This window comes from Anaerobranca gottschalkii DSM 13577 (genome assembly GCF_900111575.1).
GTDB classification, from domain to species: Bacteria; Bacillota; Proteinivoracia; order Proteinivoracales; family Proteinivoracaceae; genus Anaerobranca; species Anaerobranca gottschalkii.
Genome location: NZ_FOIF01000001.1, coordinates 61,417 through 82,319 on the forward strand (window position 1 = coordinate 61,417; position 20,903 = coordinate 82,319).

The 20,903-nt window shown below is 32.8% G+C and carries 20 protein-coding genes; all 20 read right to left on the minus strand.

Going from position 1 to position 20,903, the window contains the following annotated elements:
- A partial coding sequence (locus BMX60_RS00340) for a tetratricopeptide repeat protein (RefSeq protein WP_091347730.1) occupies nucleotides 1–1,301 on the minus strand: 1,301 nt, incomplete at its 3' end.
- A 231-nt stretch (nucleotides 1,302–1,532) separates the two neighbouring features.
- Entirely contained in the window at nucleotides 1,533–2,321 is a 789-nt protein-coding gene (locus BMX60_RS00345) for a hypothetical protein (RefSeq protein ID WP_091347734.1), read from the minus strand.
- Nucleotides 2,322–2,981, minus strand: coding sequence for a glycosyltransferase family 2 protein (locus BMX60_RS00350; RefSeq protein ID WP_091347737.1), 660 nt, complete (start codon nucleotides 2,979–2,981; stop codon nucleotides 2,322–2,324).
- A gap of 12 nt (nucleotides 2,982–2,993) precedes the next feature.
- Nucleotides 2,994–3,773, minus strand: a complete 780-nt coding sequence (locus BMX60_RS00355) for a copper transporter (RefSeq protein ID WP_091347740.1) — start codon at nucleotides 3,771–3,773, stop codon at nucleotides 2,994–2,996.
- An 11-nt stretch (nucleotides 3,774–3,784) separates the two neighbouring features.
- Nucleotides 3,785–4,894: a putative cytokinetic ring protein SteA gene (gene steA / locus BMX60_RS00360; RefSeq protein ID WP_091347743.1), complete on the minus strand. Its 1,110-nt coding sequence runs from the start codon at nucleotides 4,892–4,894 to the stop codon at nucleotides 3,785–3,787.
- Nucleotides 4,895–5,060: 166 nt separating this feature from the next.
- Entirely contained in the window at nucleotides 5,061–5,843 is a 783-nt protein-coding gene (gene spo0A / locus BMX60_RS00365; RefSeq protein ID WP_091347747.1) for a sporulation transcription factor Spo0A, read from the minus strand.
- Between the two features lie 217 nt (nucleotides 5,844–6,060).
- Entirely contained in the window at nucleotides 6,061–7,356 is a 1,296-nt protein-coding gene (spoIVB, locus tag BMX60_RS00370; protein WP_177159621.1) for a SpoIVB peptidase, read from the minus strand.
- 367 nt (nucleotides 7,357–7,723) lie between these two features.
- Nucleotides 7,724–9,412: a DNA repair protein RecN gene (gene recN, locus BMX60_RS00375; protein ID WP_091347752.1), complete on the minus strand. Its 1,689-nt coding sequence runs from the start codon at nucleotides 9,410–9,412 to the stop codon at nucleotides 7,724–7,726.
- A complete protein-coding gene (locus BMX60_RS00380; RefSeq protein WP_091347755.1) occupies nucleotides 9,409–10,269 on the minus strand; it encodes an NAD(+)/NADH kinase in 861 nt (286 codons plus the stop codon). The genes recN and BMX60_RS00380 overlap by 4 nt, the downstream gene beginning before the upstream one ends.
- A gap of 11 nt (nucleotides 10,270–10,280) precedes the next feature.
- A complete protein-coding gene (locus BMX60_RS00385; RefSeq protein WP_091347757.1) occupies nucleotides 10,281–10,802 on the minus strand; it encodes a hypothetical protein in 522 nt (173 codons plus the stop codon).
- 320 nt (nucleotides 10,803–11,122) lie between these two features.
- Nucleotides 11,123–11,929 carry a TlyA family RNA methyltransferase gene (locus tag BMX60_RS00390; RefSeq protein WP_091347760.1) on the minus strand — a complete coding sequence of 269 codons (807 nt, stop codon included), beginning with the start codon at nucleotides 11,927–11,929 and terminating at the stop codon, nucleotides 11,123–11,125.
- Nucleotides 11,892–13,808: a 1-deoxy-D-xylulose-5-phosphate synthase gene (gene dxs / locus BMX60_RS00395; RefSeq protein WP_091347763.1), complete on the minus strand. Its 1,917-nt coding sequence runs from the start codon at nucleotides 13,806–13,808 to the stop codon at nucleotides 11,892–11,894. The genes BMX60_RS00390 and dxs overlap by 38 nt, the downstream gene beginning before the upstream one ends.
- A gap of 6 nt (nucleotides 13,809–13,814) precedes the next feature.
- Nucleotides 13,815–14,381 carry a hypothetical protein gene (locus BMX60_RS00400; RefSeq protein WP_207648366.1) on the minus strand — a complete coding sequence of 189 codons (567 nt, stop codon included), beginning with the start codon at nucleotides 14,379–14,381 and terminating at the stop codon, nucleotides 13,815–13,817.
- A gap of 678 nt (nucleotides 14,382–15,059) precedes the next feature.
- Nucleotides 15,060–15,494 carry a divergent PAP2 family protein gene (locus BMX60_RS00405; RefSeq protein ID WP_242945673.1) on the minus strand — a complete coding sequence of 145 codons (435 nt, stop codon included), beginning with the start codon at nucleotides 15,492–15,494 and terminating at the stop codon, nucleotides 15,060–15,062.
- Between the two features lie 17 nt (nucleotides 15,495–15,511).
- Nucleotides 15,512–16,387: a polyprenyl synthetase family protein gene (locus tag BMX60_RS00410; RefSeq protein WP_177159622.1), complete on the minus strand. Its 876-nt coding sequence runs from the start codon at nucleotides 16,385–16,387 to the stop codon at nucleotides 15,512–15,514.
- An 11-nt stretch (nucleotides 16,388–16,398) separates the two neighbouring features.
- The gene (gene xseB / locus BMX60_RS00415; protein WP_091347774.1) at nucleotides 16,399–16,587 is read right to left on the minus strand and encodes an exodeoxyribonuclease VII small subunit; all 189 of its coding nucleotides are present in this window, start codon (nucleotides 16,585–16,587) and stop codon (nucleotides 16,399–16,401) included.
- Nucleotides 16,588–16,590: 3 nt separating this feature from the next.
- The gene (gene xseA / locus BMX60_RS00420) at nucleotides 16,591–17,796 is read right to left on the minus strand and encodes an exodeoxyribonuclease VII large subunit (RefSeq protein WP_091347776.1); all 1,206 of its coding nucleotides are present in this window, start codon (nucleotides 17,794–17,796) and stop codon (nucleotides 16,591–16,593) included.
- A gap of 4 nt (nucleotides 17,797–17,800) precedes the next feature.
- Nucleotides 17,801–18,643, minus strand: a complete 843-nt coding sequence (gene folD / locus BMX60_RS00425) for a bifunctional methylenetetrahydrofolate dehydrogenase/methenyltetrahydrofolate cyclohydrolase FolD (RefSeq protein WP_091347779.1) — start codon at nucleotides 18,641–18,643, stop codon at nucleotides 17,801–17,803.
- An 11-nt stretch (nucleotides 18,644–18,654) separates the two neighbouring features.
- Nucleotides 18,655–20,040, minus strand: coding sequence for an NADPH-dependent glutamate synthase (gltA, locus tag BMX60_RS00430; protein ID WP_091347781.1), 1,386 nt, complete (start codon nucleotides 20,038–20,040; stop codon nucleotides 18,655–18,657).
- A complete protein-coding gene (locus BMX60_RS00435; protein ID WP_091347784.1) occupies nucleotides 20,027–20,869 on the minus strand; it encodes a sulfide/dihydroorotate dehydrogenase-like FAD/NAD-binding protein in 843 nt (280 codons plus the stop codon). The genes gltA and BMX60_RS00435 overlap by 14 nt, the downstream gene beginning before the upstream one ends.
- Between the last annotated feature and the right edge of the window lie 34 nt (nucleotides 20,870–20,903).

Sequence of the window (20,903 nt, forward strand, 5' to 3'; positions counted from 1 at the left end):
CCAAGTTCTGCCGCCTTTTTATACCATTCATAGGCCTTAGTATAATCTTGTTCTACACCTTCACCTTCAAAATATAGTTCCCCTATCTTATAAATTGCTTCTTTATTACCCAATTCAGCTTGTTCTATATAACCTAATATGTTATCTTCTTTTTCTAAATTTATAATTATACTAGTATTAAATTCTTTAGATTCTATATAACACCTCTTTACTTTAATAGAGTCTTCCCAACAAATTAACTTCCCTATTAGATTGAAAATTATATTTTCTTTACATAATATTTTTGCAGAATTTCTATCAATTTTAATATACCCTTTTTTTTGATTAAAAAAGTTACTCATCCAGTAATATTCTTCAATTTTAATTGGCAATTTTTCAGTTTCTATATCATACTCATTCATTTTTATCTTTACTATACCAATTGGAATAGGATCTAACCTATTAATTGTTTCCTTAAATTTATCTTTACTTTCATACCAATTACTATCTAAAACCAGGACATTAACTTTATATTTCTTTTTGTTTACAAAAATATATGTATTTTCTATATCTATTACAACTTCCTCATTGACTACATCTAATTTTGAATATATTTCAAAGTCACTACTGTTTTTCGGTAGATCATTATAATCATTTTTATTCATGTATATAAATTTTATTTCTGGAAATTTAATAGTTTCATCTATTTTATAAATAGAAAATGGAAATGCTGCTATTTTTTCTGTTATTATTGGTTCAACTTTTTCTAAATATATTTTTCCAATTTTAATTCCTTCATGATTTTTTATTCTTTGATAAAATTCTTCCTTGGTTTCAAAAACACCTCTTTCAAACCAATTCTTACTTTCCCTTAACTCTTCTTCTATTGATACATTACAATTAAAAGTAAAAGGGTTTATAAAGTTTTTTTCATAATCAGTATTATCCCCCTTTATTATTTTTTTGATTTGAAACAATATATCTTTCAACTCATCTAAAAAATACTTTGCTAGCTCATCATCCTTATAACCTTCATGAGCTGCTTTATTCCCATATTTCCTTATCTCATGAAATAGATTTGTTAACTTATTATTAAAATTTCTATTTAAATAATCAATTGTATCTAACTTATCAATTAACTCTACTAATTCAACTTGGTCAAAATTTTCCTCACTTTCTAAAATTTTTTTTACTATGATTTCCACTGCTTGTCTTAACTTTATTAATGTAATATTAGAATCATAATATAACTTTTCTTCAGCATCTTTCAAAATTTCATATACATCAGGCCATGTATCTATCAAATATGCAAACCTACTCAATATTTGACACTCCTTTATAATTTTAGTTATAAAATAAAAAAAACTTAAAGCAAATATTTTGGCTCAACAAGTTTAGAAGACTTAGGGGTATATAATTAATATATATTCTTTGTAAACGATAATTTTTCCTTCTTTACAACAATAAAGTTTATCTTTTCATTTTATAGATAATTTTAAAAATAATTAAAAGAAAAACCCCATATTACCTAATAAGGGGTTTTACAATTAGTATTATCCTTTAATTCTACCTAACTTATCTATATAATTTAAAAATCTATTTTTTTCAATAATCTTAGTAAAGGAATATTTTTCACCAATAAATGTCAAGATAAAAACCATAAGATAGACTATAACCCTATAGGGAAACTGTAGAGCTAAAACTTGAATTCCAGTAATAATCCCTAATAAATTAGCTCCAGCATCTCCTAACATACCCTTTTCCCTAAGATCCATGATTAAAGTAGCTATGGTAATAGCTAATATACCTACATATAAAGGGGTTATAGTTTTGCTAAAGGGAAGTAATAGTAAATTTGTAATCAAGAAGACTTTTTGACATCTTCCTGGCCTTAAATCAAAGAAATTAAAGAGATTGACTAGTAAAGAAATAAAAATTAAATCTATTAACTTAATGTAATCATCAAAGGTGAAATAAAGGAGTAAAAGAATTGGAACTCCAACTGCCTTAATAAATCCTGTCGTTAGTTGCCCTTTAAAAAAAGCTTTAAAATGTCCTTTAAAACCTTTACTATCTCCTTTACCTAGCACATCATCAAAAAAACCTATTGTAAACACTCCTAAGTAGACAAATAACAACTTATAATCCAAAGGGGTATTCAGTAAATGAAGGATCAAAGAAATACCCATTATTCCACAAATAATGATTATCCCAAGGGCTACAGGGACTTTTTCACCTCGATAATTAGTAACTACTAATCCCCCGTCTTTAGCTAAATTTAAGATCCATTTACTAATAATAAAGGAAATAAATAATCCAAAAAAAGCTGTCAAATAAAACAACTACTTCACGCCCCTTATTAACTCTTTAACAATTGCTAGGCACTGTTTGCCTCTATGAAAGTAGCCTTTTAAGTCATTTCCCGTATAACGATGGCTCATATTTGTTTCAACTTCTATAAATTTATAGCCCCTTTTAGCTATAATCAAGTTCATATAAGTCTCTACTCCAAAACCCGGTGCAAAGGGAGTACAGGCTTTAAATAGGTCTAAAGTCATAACCCTTTGACCTGATAAAGGAAATTGGAAGTCAAGGCCTGTCCGCCATTTCATACCCTTTTTAGCTACAGTCATAGTGATACCAAGTCCACCCTTTTTCTTTTTCGGAAAACCAGCTATAGCTATATCGTACTCACCCTTTACTACTGGCTGGATTAACTTTACTAGCTCCTTTGCTGATTCTCCTAAATCAGCATCGACCATAGCTACAAAAGGGGTATCTACATAAGGAATAAGGGCATTTAAAGCTCCCCCTTTCCCTCTATTTTTCTCTAACCTTATTAATATATCTGGATTCCCTTTTTGAGCTTCAAGATATGTATCATCTAAAGAACAATCATCTACTACTAGTACCTTAGAAACTTCAGGAATCCCTTTAACATTAATAATTGTTTCCTTAATAGTCTTTTCTTCATTATATGCTGGAATTAATACAGTAATCATTTTTCAACCCCCTCAATTTCCACTGACTTTTATAGCATCTTCAATTAAATTATTGATAAGGTCAATCTGAGCATCTAGACGGAATACTTTACTAATTTGCACTATATTTTTATTGAGTTTCAAAAAACTTTTACTATCTAAACTAGTTATTGCCACAACCTTGTTATTTAGTCCATAAAGCCTTTCTGCCATAATTTTTAGTAATTCATCTTCCCCGTCCCCGGTAAAATAAAAAATATATTGTTGATTAGTAAAGTCGTAATCCCCATAAAATGTCACTAAGTCTATTTCCTCTAAATATTTTATCGATAAGTCATCACCATTATGAAGAAAATTAGCCATTTTTTCACTAAAAACTTTATTTATATTTTGGGTAATCCCTAGAAATGTTTGAAGATCTTCAGATTCCAATCTCTCTTCATCGATTAAAATTATATTTTGAAAAGAAATTTTACCTCTCTTTATTATAGGAAGTTCTGAAATAGGGTTATCTTTAGAAAAAGTTATTAAAGTGACATTATCAATATCTTCGTAATCTTTAAGTAGTAGGGAAAACAATTTTTCTTCACTTTCCTTAAGATCTTTGATATTACCTTTTAGATCTCCTACTTCTACTATAAGGGCTGCCTTTTCTTCCTCTAAAGTATTGATTTTATTTTGCATAAGCTCAATTGTAGACATTTGACTCTCTATAATTATATTATCACTTAATGATGTTCCAATAACTATACCCAAAGCAAGGGCAACAAAAATTCCAACTACAGTAACTACGTGAAACTTGAAATTAGCCATGTCATCCCCTCCTAAAAGCTGTATTTTAATCTCATTATAAATAATCGGACTAACTGTTGAACTGTTGGTGAATAGTAGGCCATAACTAAAAAGGGAAGAAACATACCTATAACTAACAAGACTATGGTTTTGGCATTCAGTGAACTATTGTATAAAACACTGACACCTTTGCCATCCACTAACTTAGGTCCAACTTTAAGCCTTACTAAAAAAGTACTTGCCATTCCTTTCCTACCTTTTTCCAAAAAATCGATCATATTAGAATGGGTTCCCAAAGCCACAATAATCTCAGCTTTATAATGATAAGCCAATAATAATGCTATATCCTCACTGGTACCGGGAGCTTTGAAGACCTTTCCCTCTAGACCTAATTTTTTTAAACGGTCTAAACCTGGTGCCCTGCCATCTGGATAACCATGAACAACTAACTCTTTAGCCATTTTTAATGCCTCATCACTAACACTATCCATATCACCGACAATGATATCAGGTCTTAAACGATGTTCTAAAAAGGCATCAGCTCCACCATCTACGGCAATAAGGATAGGCTTAACTTCTTTGATAAAGGACCTGATAGCTAAAAGGTCTTCTTTGTAACTTTTACCCCTAACTAATACTACTACCGGTTTATCTTTTAAATGGATACCAATGGGTGGCACTTTAAGTTTCCCTGTAACTAACCCCTTTTCCTTTTTTGCATAGGTTAATGTATTATCTATAAAGTCATCAAGTACATTATTAAAATTATCCTCTGCTTCCTCTAATTTTTTTTCTATATCCTCTAAAGTCAATGGCTTACCCAAATCTATATCTAAACCCAAAATTTTATTATCTAAAATTTCAATTTCAGATTCATTATTTATTTTATCCCATAAACTTTTATCAACATTATCCCACAAAATAATCCCTTTTTCTAATAAGAGTTTGGGGCCTTGATTAGGATAAAAACCAGAAATAGATTCTTCAATATTAATTACTGCTTTAACCCTTTTCTCTATTAAACCTAATGCTGCTATCTCATCAATATCTTTATGACAAATTAACGCAATATCTCCATATTCTAATTCTTTGATCAAATCCTTAGTCTTTTTATTTTTTTTAATAATACCTTTTACATTCATCTATTTCACCCCAAAATTTATCTACACTTGTATTATTGTTTGAAAATTTAAAAATATACTAATACCTAAAACAACAGTTACTAATATAACATAAATTTACCTATATATCTACTGGTATTGTGTAAAAAGGCACTTCTTATCGGGACTAATAAGAAGTGCCTTTAATTTAACTGGATTTTTGTTTTTGTGAAATTCTAATATTATCAGCAATAAGTGCAATGAACTCCGAATTAGTAGGTTTACCTTTATCATTTCTGATAGAATACTTAAAGAATTTATGTACTGCATGGATATTATTTCTACCATTCCAAGCGGATTCAATAGCATGGCGGATAGCCCTTTCAACCCTAGATGGAGTTGTTTCAAATTTTTCCGCAATGGTAGGGTATAAACTTTTAGTAACACTATTTATTATATCCATATCATTAACCACTATAGTAATAGCCTCTTTCAAGAACATATAACCCTTTATATGGGCTGGTATACCCATCTCCAATAGGATACTTGTTACTACATCTTCTAAATCTTTAGTCTTTGTTTCAGATGAACTTGAAATAATTTTTGAATTATTTATGGATTTATTTGTAATTAACTGACGAATCCTTTCTACCAATACTTCTAAATTAAATGGTTTTAAAATATAATAATCGGCACCTAATTCCAATGCCTCTTTGGTTATTCTTTCCTGACCAAAGGCAGTTAAAACAATAACTTTAGGTGTTACTGATAAATTCATTCCTTTAATTTTTTCTAAAACTCCTAGACCATCTAAATGGGGCATTATAATATCTAGTATAATTATGTCTGGTTGTTCTAATTTTACTTTCTCTACTGCTTCCATACCGTTATGTGCTACACCTAATACTTGTAAATCCTCTTGTTTTTCAAAATAATCTTTTAACATAGTACAAAAATCTTCGTTGTCATCAACAATTAACACCTTAATCATTTTTTCATCCCCCTCAATAAACACTTTTCAAATTTCTTTATTCGACACATTGTAAATATTTCCTTCTTTTTTTAAAATATTTTTTAAAATTCTTTTAAATCCCTAAAAACCGCTATTTTATGCTATTTTTTACCCTTTTTCGATAAAGTAAAGTAAATTTTTGTATAATTTTATTTAATATAACTTATAATAACAATAAAACTAAGGGAAAATTCCCTTAGTCTATGGTCTTAGATTCCATAATCATCCACTCTATAAAACATCCATATCCCCTTGTTGGATCATTGACAAATACATGGGTAACAGCACCGATTAATTTACCATTTTGAATTATTGGACTTCCACTCATCCCTTGAACAATTCCCCCCGTTTTTTCTAACAGTTTTTCATCTGTTATTTTGAGTACAAGTCCTTTAGGGGCAGGATTGTTTTGAATTAAAATCTTCTCAATCTCAACATCAAAAACTTCCACATTATCTCCCTCAATTACCGTCATAATTTGAGCAGGTCCTGTTTTAATCTGATGTTTTAAAGCAATAGGTATTTGCTCTTTTTTCTTTTCAAACATTTTTATATCTTCTAGTTGGCCAAAAATACCAAACTCTGAATTTATTTTAATATCTCCTTGAAAACTACTCTTATATTTTATAATCCCCCTTTTTTCTCCAGGGCTACCCTTTTTGCTAGGTACTACACTGGTAATTGTTGATTCCATTATCTTCCCATTGTAAAGATCTACAGGTTTTTGGGTCGTTGAATCAGTTATTATATGACCTAAAGCTCCATAAATTCCTGTTTCTGGTTGAACAAAGGTCATTGTTCCTACACCAGCTGTTGAGTCCTTTATAAACAAACCTATTCTATAAGTATTTGTTTGTTTACATTTTTCAGGTTTTACTGTTAACTCCAGAATTTTATCCTTTCTTTTTACTGTAAAATTTAGTTTTTTACCTTTTCTAGAAAATTCTTCAATTAAAGTTGCTGCCCTTTCCACATCTCCTACATCTTCTCCGTTTATTTTTAATATTGTATCTCCAACTTCAAACCCAGCATTTTTTGCCGGTTGAACACTTCCATTTTTTGTTTCCACTTTGTCTAAACCAACAACCAATACACCTTCTTGACTAATTTTTACACCTATAGATTCACCGCCAGGGTAAACATAAATAGGTGGTACTACCTCTACATTTAATCTTTTTATTGGGATAATACCCAATAAATTAAATTGTATTTCATAACTTCCTAAATTTTCAGGTCTAAATTTTATTCCTTGAGAGACATCAAGGGCTACTCTTTTATCTGCCACTTCTATACCATTGATTAAAATTTGTTCTCCTTTATTAATAGCAGTTATTCCTATAGGTAAACCTAACTCCAGATGATGTTCTTCACCATAAAACATTCGTACGTTATCAGGAAAGCTATAAAAAGTTCTCATCGGTGTACTAAAGGAAATCACCACTATTAAACAAGCTATAATTATCCCTAATAATTTTCTTATATCCTTTTCCAAATACATCACCTCCTATTTCATATTAACCATGTATTTTGTTGGTCTTATTTTTAATTTGTTCTTTTACTGTTTTTTTTATGCCGCTAGTTTACATAATCCAAAACTTAATATTTGGTTATACAATAAAATTTTTGTCAAAAAAAAAAAAAGAAAAAGCAAGATTTGCTCTTGCTTCATACTGAAGACAAACTATAGACAAAGTCATCATCAGCTGTGGTAATTAAACAAAGATACGATTAAGTTGAGGAGATAGATTTAAGAGCTGATTAGATAAAAGGAAGAAGGGGAAAAATCCCTTCTTCCTTTTAGATAGAAGCCTTAAATCTCGACGCAAAACTTTGTTAGAATGTTTAATTACCACAGCCTTTTATCTTTTAAAACCTTGGGCTAAAGCCAACATTTCTTGTGCATGGTTAATTGTTCCTTGAGTTATTTCTGCACCGGAAATCATACGGGCTATTTCTAATATCTTTTCTTGACCATCTAACTTCCTTATTGTAGATATAGTTCTCCCAGCCACTTCTTTTTTCTCAATTTTATAATGATTATCTGCCATTACACAAATTTGTGGAAGATGACTAACACATAATACTTGACGTCCTTTGCTGACATTTAACAACTTTTCTGCAACCCTCTGAGCTGTACGACCACCAATACCTGTATCTACTTCATCAAAAACTAATGTTTCTATTTGATCAATTTGGGCTAAAATATTTTTCATAGCCAACATAATCCTGGACAGCTCGCCACCACTTGATATTTTTGCTAAAGGTTTTAAAGGTTCTCCAGGATTGGGTGATATTAAAAACTCCACTTGATCTAAACCAGTTTCATAAAATTCATCATCATTATTTTTTTTGAAATAAACTTCAAACTTTGTTTTTTCCATAGACATATCTGCTAACTCTAAAGAAATTTTAGTACTTAAATTTAATGCTAATTCTTTTCTCTTTGCCGATAATTCTTGACCAATTTTTAAGAGTTCCTTCTCAACTAGTTTCAATTCCCCTTGTAATCCTTTAAATAATTCTTCACTATTTACCAATTCTTCTAATTCTAATTTTCTTTGTTGATAATAGTTTAAAACATCTTCTATAGTTGGCCCATATTTTCTTTTTAAACGGTTAATTTCGTCTATTCTCATTTCCACTGAAGTTAAAGCTTCAGGATCTAATTCCAAATCTTGTCCATAATTAAATAATTCCCTTGATACATCTTGAATTTGAAAAAGAGCTCCTTCTAATTGGGGAATAAATTTAGATAAATTATCATCATATTTAGTTAAATGCTCTAAATCGGAGATTATAGAGCCAATAACTTCAACAACAGAAGGATTTTCTTCCCCTTGATAAAGATGATTATAACTATTCATAACTCCGTTATATAACTTTTCAGCATTAATTAACACTTTTCTACGATTTAATAGTTCTTCATCTTCACCTACAGTTAAATTACAGTTTTCTATTTCTTCGATCTCAAATTTAAGTAAATCCATCTGTCTTTCTCTGTTTTCATTATTACTATGTAATTTGCTTAACCGATTTAAAATATCTCTCCGTTTTACATATAGTTCATTATATCTAGATAATAATTCTCCAATTCTTTTTCCTCCGTATAAATCTAAAAAACTTAAATGTTTTTGGGGATCAAGTAATGAATGATGTTCATGTTGCCCGTGAATATCCACTAAATCTTTTGTAATCTCCTTTAATAACCCTATAGTTATAATTTTATTGTTTACTTTGGCTATACTTTTTCCCGAAGAATAAATCTCCCTTTCAATAATTAATTGATCATCAACATCAATACCTAAAATTTCTTTAATTTTTTGGCTTTTTGAAGGAGTTAAGGAAAATACCCCTACAATAATACTTTTTTCACTTCCAGCCCTCACTAATTCTGCCGATGCCCTACCACCAGTTAATAAAGTTAAAGCATCAATAATAATCGATTTACCAGCTCCCGTTTCACCTGATAGAACCGTTAACCCACAATCAAAATCAATTTCCAAAGCCTCTATCAAAGCAAAATTTTCGATACTAATCCTATCAATCATAATAACCTCCTGTTAGAGTAATTATTCATCTTCAGTCTTAATATATCAAAAAAATTCTTACCCTTTAAACGAACTACAGGTACAAATAAATCACTTCCTTTTACTTTAATCACATCACCGCTTTTAAGTCCAATTCCTTTTTGTCCATCTATTGTTAATACAACTTCTTGATTTGTCGTTGTCAAAATAACTTTAATCTCCGATTTATTACTAACAACTACACTTCTAGAATGTAATGTATGGGGACAAATAGGTGTAATAACAAGTACAGGTAAAGCCGGTGTCAAAATAGGTCCTCCAGCAGATAGGGAATAACCGGTAGAGCCAGTAGGAGTACTTATTATCACCCCGTCTCCAGGATAACATTCTAAAAACACATCATCGACATATGTATTTAAACTGATTATTCTTGCCAAGGGTCCCTTTGAAATAGTTATTTCATTTAATGCAACTACTTTCTCTATAATTTCTCCATCTCTAATTAATTGGGCTTCCACCATTTGTCTTTTTTCTATGTTATATTGACCTTTATCTATTTTTTCTATTGCATCTTCAACTTCTTTTAATTCAACTTCTGTCAAAAATCCTAAAGTTCCTAAATTGACTCCTAAGATAGGAACTTGATAACCTGCATATTCTCTGGCAACACTTAAAAATGTTCCATCTCCTCCTAATACCAATAAAAGTTCAACATTTTCAGGAAGATTTCCAGAACAAAAACCTTCTGTTCCATCTATAAAATAGTCCTTTGAACTATAGAGCTTAAATCCTTTTTCTTTAAGACTTGTAATAATTTCATTTGCTATCTTTAATCCATGTTCTTTAGAAAAATTTAAAAATATAGCGATATTTTTCAACTAAATCCCCCCTAAATTAACTTTTTACTAAGATAAAAGCCTAAGGTCATAAAGGCAATTAAAATTATTATCTTTTTTAGTAGTGTTATGAAATAGTTGGGAGTTATAATTTTAAGTTTACACTCTTTAATTGCCTGACCCTTTGAATTAATAAAAAGCACTCCATTTATATTATAACAGACATAATCTAGTATTATCTTTAACTTTATCAAATTATCCCTCAAAGAAAAACCTTGTGAAGGAGAATATGTTTCTACCAAATATTTCTTTCCAGAAAACTTAACCACTAGTTTAGGCTCGATCATATCTTCTCTACTTGAATAATCTTTAAAGTAAATGATTTTTCTAGGTGGGCAAACATCAACTATATTATAACCTTGTTCTTGTAAAGTTTCCAAGACCCTAATATCCCTTTTACTAGCTTTTTTAATATATTTCTTTATCCGCCAATGGGCTAAACTTTTTTCTACATAATAATAGCAAATACCTAAAATAATTATCAATAATAAAATCCTTTCAATAAAATCAAACATAAAACCACCCCCATTTTACAGGAAATATTCGTTATAAAAACTAAAATTCCTTTTTTATAAAAGAAAAAAGCAGGTTCTAACTCCCTGCTTTAGACTAAAAATAAATTATAGATAAATTCACCAGCAGCTGTGGTAATTAAACAAAGATACGATTAAGTCGAGGAGATAGATTTAAGAGCTGATTAGATAAAAGGAAGAAGGGGTGAGGAACAGGACGTTCCGAAAGCTTATTGAGCCATGGACGGCGAATTAGAGCGGTACCCTTCTTCCTTTTAGATAGAAGCCTTAAATCTCGACGGAGACTTTGTTAGAATGTTTAATTACCACAGCCTTAATTCCTTAGCCTTTTCTACAATTACTTCAATTTTTTCAGAATCAATTTTTGAGTGATTATCTAATTTTGCTAATAATAAATATTCTATATTACCCTCAGGACCAGTAATTGGGGAAAAATTTAAGTCTAATGTTCCAATCCCCAATTCAGAGCAAAAATCTATAATATTTCTAATTACTTCCTTATGGACTTCAAAATCCCTAACTACACCTTTTTTCCCTACCTTTTCCCTACCAGCTTCAAATTGGGGCTTAATTAAAGCTATAATTGTCCCACCTGGTACTAAAACTTCCTTTACTTTTGGTAGTAGTAACTTTAGGGAAATAAAGCTAGCATCAATAACTGCCATTTCAGGCTGAGGATCGAACATTCCCTTCTCTACATTTCTAAAATTAGTTCGCTCCATATTAATGACTTTAGGGTTACTTCTTAAACTCCAAGCCAATTGACCATAACCGACGTCTACTGCAAAAACTAATTTAGCTCCATTTTGTAAAGCACAATCGGTGAACCCACCTGTAGATGCACCTACATCTACCACCACTTTATCGGTAAAATCTATTGAGAAACATTCCACAGCCTTTTGAAGTTTCAATCCCCCACGGCTAACAAAGGGACTATCCTTACCTTTAACTTGGATAGGAATATCTCTATCTACAAAAGTCCCTGCCTTATCTAATTTTTGCCCATCACTATAAACTAAACCTGCCATAATAGAACGTTTAGCCTTTTCTCTACTTTCAAATAAACCCCTTTCAACCAATAACTGGTCTAATCGCACTTTCTTTTCCATAACCTACTCCTGAAATCTCTCCAATAATTTTTTTGTATATTCCTTCAGCTGAAATACCATATTTGTCTAAAATTTTTTTCCTTGAACCATGTTCAATAAATTTATCAGGTAATGAAATACTCAATAATTTACAGTGGACATTTTCTTCAATAAATATTGAAGAAACTAGTTCCCCAAAACCTCCTATTTTTGTATGATCTTCAATTACTAAAGCTAACCTATGCTTTTGGGCTAAGGTGATTAACGTATCTTTATCAAAGGGTTTTATGTAGGGGAAATGAACTACAGTAGCATTAATTCCCACATCCAATAACTTTTTAGCCCCTTCTAAAGAAATATTACTAGTAACTCCTGTGGAAATAAGGAGAACCTCTTCTCCCTGTTTCAACACTTGCCCTTTATTTTCCAAAATCCTAGGATTATTATAATCAATAAATTCCTCAACTACTATATCCTTTGGATATCTAATGGCTACAGGTGTTTTTAATGTTAAAGCTGTATGAATACCATCCCTTAGCTCTTGACCATCTTTAGGTGAAATAATGGTGATATTAGGAATATGCCTTAAAAAAGCGATATCATAAATCCCTTGGTGAGTTTCACCATCTGCTCCAACAATCCCAGCCCTATCAATGGCAAAAATTACTGGGAGGTTGGGCAGACAAACATCGTGGAGTACTTGATCATAACCCCTCTGCAAAAAGGTGGAATAGACTGCAAAAATAGGTTTCATTCCTTCCTTTGCTAAACCTGCTGCCATAGTAACTGCATTTTGTTCAGCAATCCCAACATCAAAAAATCTCTGGGGATACTTTTGGGCAAACTCATCAAGGCCAGTTCCCGGAGCCATTGCTGCAGTTATAGCTATTATGTTAGGATTTTTTTCTGCTTGTTCTATAATACTCTTTGAAAAAACTTCAGTAAAACTGATGCCTTTACCCTCTATAACCCTACCTGTTTCTTTTTCAAATTGTCCAACTCCATGAAAAAGTTGGGGGTTATCTTCTGCCGGCCAATAACCTTTTCCTTTTTTTGTTATAACATGAACTAGTACCGGCCCATCGACTTTCTTAGCCTTCCTTAATGTATCTTCAACTACATTAAAATTGTGGCCATCGATAGGACCTAAATACTTAAATCCTAATTCTTCAAATAGGATACCTGCCACCAAAAGATATTTTAAACTATCTTTAACCCTCTCTAAAGATTTATATAATTTTCCTCCAATAGCAGGCACTTTATTTAATATGTACTGGATATCCTTTTTAATCTTCGTATACTTTGAATCTGTTCTAAGGCGATTTAAATAAGAACTTAAACCACCTACATTGTTCGTTATTGACATTTCATTATCATTTAAAACTACTATAAGTTTACAATCTTGTTTATGGCCTGCAAAATTAAGGGCTTCAAAGGCCATTCCTCCCGTCATAGCTCCATCACCAATAACGGCCACTACATTATAATTTTCTCCTTTAATTTCCCTGGCTAAAGCCATACCTAAGGCAGCAGAAATAGATGTAGAGCTGTGGCCTGTTTCAAAATGGTCATGGACACTCTCTTTGCATTTAGGGAAACCACTTAAACCACCATATTTTCTCAATGTGTGGAAATTATCTCGACGACCGGTTATAATTTTATGAACATAGGTTTGATGACCTACATCCCAAACAATTTTATCTATAGGACTATTAAAAACCCTGTGTAAAGCTATGGTTAATTCCACTACCCCTAAATTAGGAGCTAAGTGTCCCCCTGTTTTTGAAACATTTTCTATCAAAAACTCCCGGATTTCCTCACAAAGCTTACTTATTTCTTCACCATTTAAAGTTTTTATATCATCAGGGCTGTTAATTTTACTGAGGATTGGATAATTCACAAAGAATCACACCCTTTTTTTTCTTCTTTTACTTTTAGAATTTGTTAAATTTACCCGAAATATTTTTTCAATATAATAAATTATTTTACCAACAAAAACTAAGATCTCTGTTGATTTCTTTATAGCCAAAGTTTTTCCTATACCTTTTCCTCCCACAGTTATTCCTGCTACTATGGAAGTTAAGATAACACTATATAAAGATTCTCCTCCTTGGCCAAAGATCCTAAATATTATTGCTGCTGCAGCTCCACCACTAACTATCCCACTAATATCTCCTATGACATCATTGCAAAACACCGCCACCCGTTCAGCATTTCTTATGAAAAATAGAGCCTGTTTTGCCCCTATTATCTTTTTAGCCGCCTTTGCATTAATGGGGGCAGGTTCCGCTACAGTAGCTGCAACTCCTATCATGTCAAATATTATACCCATAAAGACTATAGAAAACAACATAAAAAAAGCAGTAAATACACCTACTTTACTCAAAGTATTTTGAGAAAGGAGGGTAAATATTACTGCTAGTACAATTGTCCAAATTGTAATTCTTATTACCCACAAGTTATCATTCTTCAAGTCCAATACACCTCAAAATTATATGTAACTAACGGTGGTAATATAGAAGGTAAATGTTGCGGCTTAGGTCTAGCAGGTTTTCCCAGAAAATTACCTGGTGTCGCCATCCAGGCGGTTTCCCTTTAAAATTTTCTCTGTTTTAAACAGGGCTAGATTGCCACTTAGTCCGCACTTTAATCCCTTCTATATTTCCTTACGGAACAGTCTAGGAGCTTTCCTCGACAAAGGTTGCTATATCCTAGCCTCTTTTGCACTAATGGTTTCAACCCCTGGTTTTCAAATTAGGCCCCTTTGAAAATCCAGTTTTTAAATAGTATCCACCATTACCACTCAAGGCAGGCTACACTGTACACAGCCCTTGTTTTCGGGCAGAACCGCATACAGGTTTCTATCCTAAGCCATAATTTAGCACCCCATCTACGTGATAAACTACAAACTTAGGTCTCCGCGGAGGCGGGGTCAACGCCCACATGCCATTGTGGATCGCCCCATCCCCCTTAACTCCCAGCACCAGCCCACGACTGGGCGTCGTAAGCCAGCACCAGGAACTTCATCGATGTGCCCTTAACGGATTTTTAGGCCCGTCTTCAAATATAGCACCTTTGACTAGAATACTGCACCACCGTTATTTGATAAAATCTATAATATCATTTTAAAAAATTTTTTTCAATAGCCAATTTAAATCAAATATGGAACAATTATACCTAATAATGCTCCTGCTACTACTTCTATCGGCGTATGTCCTAATAATTCTTTTAGTTTCTCCTTCTCATCTATTATTTTATTCCCTTGCTGAAGCTCTGAGATAATTATATTGAGAATTTTAGCTTGTTTTCCAGCTGCCCTTCTTACTCCTGCGGCGTCATACATCACAACAAGTGCAAAAATAAAACTGATAGCCGTTAAAGGACTATCCCAACCAAAATCTAAAGCCAATGTAGTGGTAAGTGCCATAACCAGGGCAGAATGGGAACTGGGCATCCCTCCTGCTCCAACAAAACGATAAGCATTAAACTCCCTTTTTAATAACAATTCTATGATAACCTTTAAAGTTTGTGCAATGGCCCATGCTATTACCGGTACAAAGAAATATCTGTTATCAAAAATCAACAAAATAATCCTCCTTAAACTTACCCTTTTCTATTCAAAAGATATGTTAATATTTCCTTTAAATATGGAATTTGTAAATTCCCTTCTTTCAATGCATTAACACCTAACTGGACATAATATTGGGCTAACTTTTGAGCTTTTTCTAAACCCATAATACTTACATAAGTTGCTTTTTGAAGTTTCTCATCACTTCCAGTTAGTTTACCCATATCTTGAAAGTTACCACAAACATCTAATATATCATCGGTTATCTGAAATGTCAAGCCTAGAGCTTCACCGTATTTTATTAAAGCTTTTTTTTCACAATCTTTTAAATCACAAACTTCAGCTGCCATTTTAAGGGGAGCTAATAGTAGTTTTCCTGTTTTATTATTATGGATTTCCTTTAATTCTTCCTCAGTTAATATTTTACCCTCATTTTCAAGATCTAAAACTTGCCCTTTGATCATACCACAAGGGCCAGAAGCTTCGCTTAAAATACTGATAACTTTAACCTTTTTCTCTGCTGATAAACCTTTAACTTCAGATATAATATTAAAGGCTTGGGTTAACAAAGCATCACCAGCTAAAATAGCCATTCCTTCACCAAAAACTTTATGGTTCGTTAATTTTCCCCGACGATAATCATCATTATCCATAGCCGGTAAATCATCATGGATTAATGAATAAGTATGAATATATTCAATACTTAATGCTAATGGCAGGGAAATTTCTCGGGAAATTTTATAATGGTCACAAATCAAGAGAAGTAAAAGGGGACGTATTCTTTTTCCCCCTGCCTTTAAGCTATATTCCATAGACTTTGCTAAATTTTCCGGTACATCTTGAGGAATAAATTGGCACAGATGATTATCTATAAAGTCTTTATAGTCCTTCAAAACTTCTTTTAATTCCACAGACATTCTCCTTACTCTACTTTCTCTGTCAAAAATTCTATTTTTTGTTCTGCTTTTTGTATTTTTTCTTTGCAGAAATTTAATAAAGCCATACCTTCTTCAAATTTTTTTATAGCTTCTTCTAACTCAAGATTACCCTCTTCTAAACTTTTAACAATCCCCCTAAGTTCATTATAAGCTTCTTCAAACTTTTTTTCCATTATTCATTCCACCTCAAATTTTTCTAAAATCTTACACCAAAGTTTTCCATCTGTTAAAGAAACTTCGATTTCTTCATTTACCTCTACTTCTTTGATACTTTTTAAGATTTTATTCCTCAATTTTATAAAAGCATATCCCCTTTTTAAAACCTCATTAGGTGAAAGGGATAAAAGCTTATTTTCTTCAGCAATTAAAGCTTCTTTAAAAAAATAAATTATATTGTTATATCCATTGAAGAGATCCCTTTGTAGTGAATCTAAATTCTGATAAAAAGGATTGAGAATAGTTAAAGGGCGTTGGAGGACAATGCGAGAACTTAATTCCATCAGCCTTTCTTTTTGCCTACTTAAATTTTTCTTTAACAAATTTTTTAATGAACTTTCATATATATCTAATTGCTGGTTTAATTCCTGTAAATCCAAAACCGCCTGCTGAGCTGCTGCTGTAGGGGTTGCAGCCCTTTTATCAGCGACAAAATCAGCTATAGTAAAATCTGTTTCATGGCCAATGCCGGTAATTATGGGAATGGGACAGTTAAAAATAGCCCTTGCCACTTCTTCTTCATTAAAAGGCCATAAATCTTCTAAACTTCCTCCACCTCTGGCTAAAATTATTAAATCTATATCTGTCCTACTTCCTAAAACTTCCAATTTACTAACTATATCATTTTTAGCATATGCTCCCTGTACTAAACAAGTTGCTACTACTACTTCTACTAAAGGATTCCGTCTTTTTAAAGTTATGAGAATATCCCTTAGGGCAGCAGAATTATCACCGGTAACTACCCCTATTTTCCTGGGAAATTGGGGGGGATTTTTTTTATGGATGGGACTAAATAACCCTTCTTTTTCCAACTTCTCTTTTAATTGATTAAAAGCAAGGGTTAAATCCCCTTCTCCTATAGAATGGAGGGAGGAAGCATATAATTGATAGCTTCCCCCTTCTTGATAAACCCCTACATAACCGGTAATTATAACTTGTTGACCATCCTGAGGCATAAACTTCAAATGTTTAGCATTGTATTTAAACATTACCACTTTTATTACACTCTGATTGTCCTTTAAAGTGAAATAGAGATGTCCACTATTATGATTTTTAAAATTAGAGATTTCCCCTTTTACTACCACATCCCGTAAAAGGGGTTCATCCTCAATTAATTCCTTTATTATAGTTGTTAGTTGACTAACGGTTATGGGGCTTTTAAACATAGTTTTACCTTCTTTCAGCAGATAATACAGTATTATGCATCAGCATAGCAATGGTCATTGGACCAACACCACCAGGTACAGGGGTTATTTGGGCAGCTACTTCTTTAACTGAGTCAAAGTCAACATCCCCTACAAGACCTGATTCTACCCTATTAATACCAACATCTATTACAATGGCCCCTTCTTTAACCATATCTTTAGTAATCATTTTTGGTCTACCGACAGCAACAATTAATACATCAGCCTGTCTGGTAATAGCACCTAAGTCTTTAGTCCTAGAATGGGCAATAGTAACAGTTGCATGCCGTTGTAGAGCCAACTGAGCCATGGGCTTACCCACAATATTACTTCTACCAACTACCACCACGTGTTTTCCTGTTAAATCAATATTACAATGTTCTAACATCACTATTACTCCTAGGGGAGTACAAGGAACAAAGGCATCCCTTCCGATACTTAAATTACCGACATTTATACTATGAAAACCGTCTACATCTTTTTGGGGGTTAATCCTATCGAGAACTTTCCACTCATCGATGTGTTTAGGTAATGGCAATTGGACTAAAATTCCGTGAATATTATCATCATTGTTTAACCTTTCAATTAACTCTAGAACTTCTTTTTCTGAAGTATTTCCGGGCAATCTATAAACTTCAGAGTGGATACCTAGTTTTTTACAGGTCTTTTCTTTCATACCTACATAAGCCTGTGAAGCAGGGTCTTCTCCTACTAATATTACCCCTAAACCTGGAGTAATACCTTTAGCCTTTAGATTATCTACCCTTTTTTGAATTTCATCCTTCACCCTTTGGGCTATAAGTTTACCATCGATTACAGTAGCTGCCAATAAAATCCCTCCTAACCTTTATTTTTTAAATATTGGTCTATAGCAATGGCAGCATTTTTTCCTGCTCCCATAGCTTTTATTACAGTGGCTGCTCCAGTTACTACATCACCACCGGCAAAAACTCCTTCCATAGAGGTTTTTCCAGTCATTTCATCGGCAATGATGTTACCCCATTTTGAAGTCTCTAGACTAGGGGTAGATCTGGGTATTAAAGGATTAGGGCCTTGCCCTACAGCAATAATAACTCCATCAACATCTAATTGGAATTCTGAACCTTCTACTGGTATAGGTCTCCTCCTGCCTGAAGAGTCTGGTTCACCTAACTCCATTTTTATACATTTAAGACCAGTTACCCAACCTTCTTCATTTCCTAAAATTTCAACGGGATTTGTTAGTAATTTAAATATAATACCTTCTTCTTTGGCATGGTGTACTTCTTCTTCCCTAGCTGGCATTTCCTCTTCAGAACGACGATAAACGATATATACTTCTTCTGCCCCTAATCTTTTTGCTGTTCTAGCAGCATCCATTGCCACGTTTCCTGCACCTACTACTGCCACTTTCTTTCCTACTTTAATAGGTGTATGCCAATCTGGATGTAGATATGCCCTCATAAGATTTACCCTGGTTAAAAATTCGTTGGCAGAATAAACTCCATTTAAATTTTCACCGGGAATATTTAAAAAGTAAGGTAACCCTGCTCCAGATCCAATAAATACAGCTTCATAACCTTCAGCAAATAATTCTTCTATAGTTATAGTTTGACCAATCACCACATTGGTCTTAAGCTCTACTCCTAAATCTAATAAAGAGTTTATTTCCTCTTCAACGATTTTTTTAGGTAATCTAAACTCAGGAATACCATACATCAAAACTCCCCCTGGTTGATGGAAAGCTTCAAAGATGGTAACTTTATAGCCCATTTTAGCTAGTTCACCGGCACAAGTTAAACCAGCAGGTCCTGAGCCAACTACTGCCACTTTTTTACCTTCAGTAACTTGTTTACCTTTAGGTTTTACATTGACCCTTTCCCAGTCTGCTACAAACCTTTCTAATCTACCTATAGCTACCGGTTCATTTTTTATACCTACAACACACAATTTTTCACATTGATCTTCTTGGGGGCATACCCTTCCACAAATAGCTGGTAAAGAGTTTTTACTCTTTAAAATCTCGATAGAACTTTCAAAATCACCTTCAGCTATTTTTTGTATAAACTGTGGAATGTCTATTCCTACAGGACATCCTTGAACACAACGGGGATTTTTACACTGAATACATCTTTTAGCTTCTGCTATGGCAGTTTGTTCATCATAGCCTAAAGCAACTTCAGAAAAATTTTTAATCCTTTCTTCTACAGGCTGACAAGGCATTGGATGTTTTTTAGTTCTCGACATTTTTTTCCGCCTCCCCACATTTACAGTCAACTAACTTTTCCTCTTCCTGATACATCCTCAATCTTCTCATTTGTTCATCAAAATCTATACTGTGAGCCTCAAAGGCAGGTCCATCTATACAGGCAAATTTAACTTCATTTCCAATAGTTACCCTGCAACCACCGCACATACCAGTCCCATCGACCATCAGGGAGTTTAAACTTACAATTGTATAGATACCATATTCTTTTGTAAGATTACTCACAGCTTTCATCATTGGCATAGGGCCAATGGCTATAACACAGTCAATTTCCATACCTGATAAGATTAAGTCTTTAAGGGCATCGGTGACAAAACCCTTTCTTCCTGCACTACCATCATCGGTTGTGATATAGAGCTCTTTACTAACCTTTTTCATTTCATCAACGTAAAATAGTAAGTCTTTATTTCTTGCCCCAATTATAGATATTACCTCTACACCATTTTCATAAAGTTCCTTAGCTTCTGGATACACCGGCGCTACCCCTACTCCTCCACCAATACAAACTACCCTTTTAGCATGGGGATGTTTAGTCGCTTTACCAAGGGGACCAACTAAGTCTAAAATCACATCACCAACCTCTAAATTTCCTAACAATTTAGTTGATGCTCCAACCTCTTGGAAAATAAGGGTAATAGTCCCTTTTTCCCTATCATAATCGGCAATAGTTAAAGGAAACCTTTCTCCCCTTTCATGTACCCTTAAAATAACAAATTGTCCTGCCTTTGCTTTTCTGGCAATTAAAGGGGCGTTAACAACAATTTGTTTAAGTGTAGGTGCTAAAACCTTTTTTTCCAAAATTTTGTTCACTGAGTAACCCTCCCTGTTTCTTAACATCACGAAG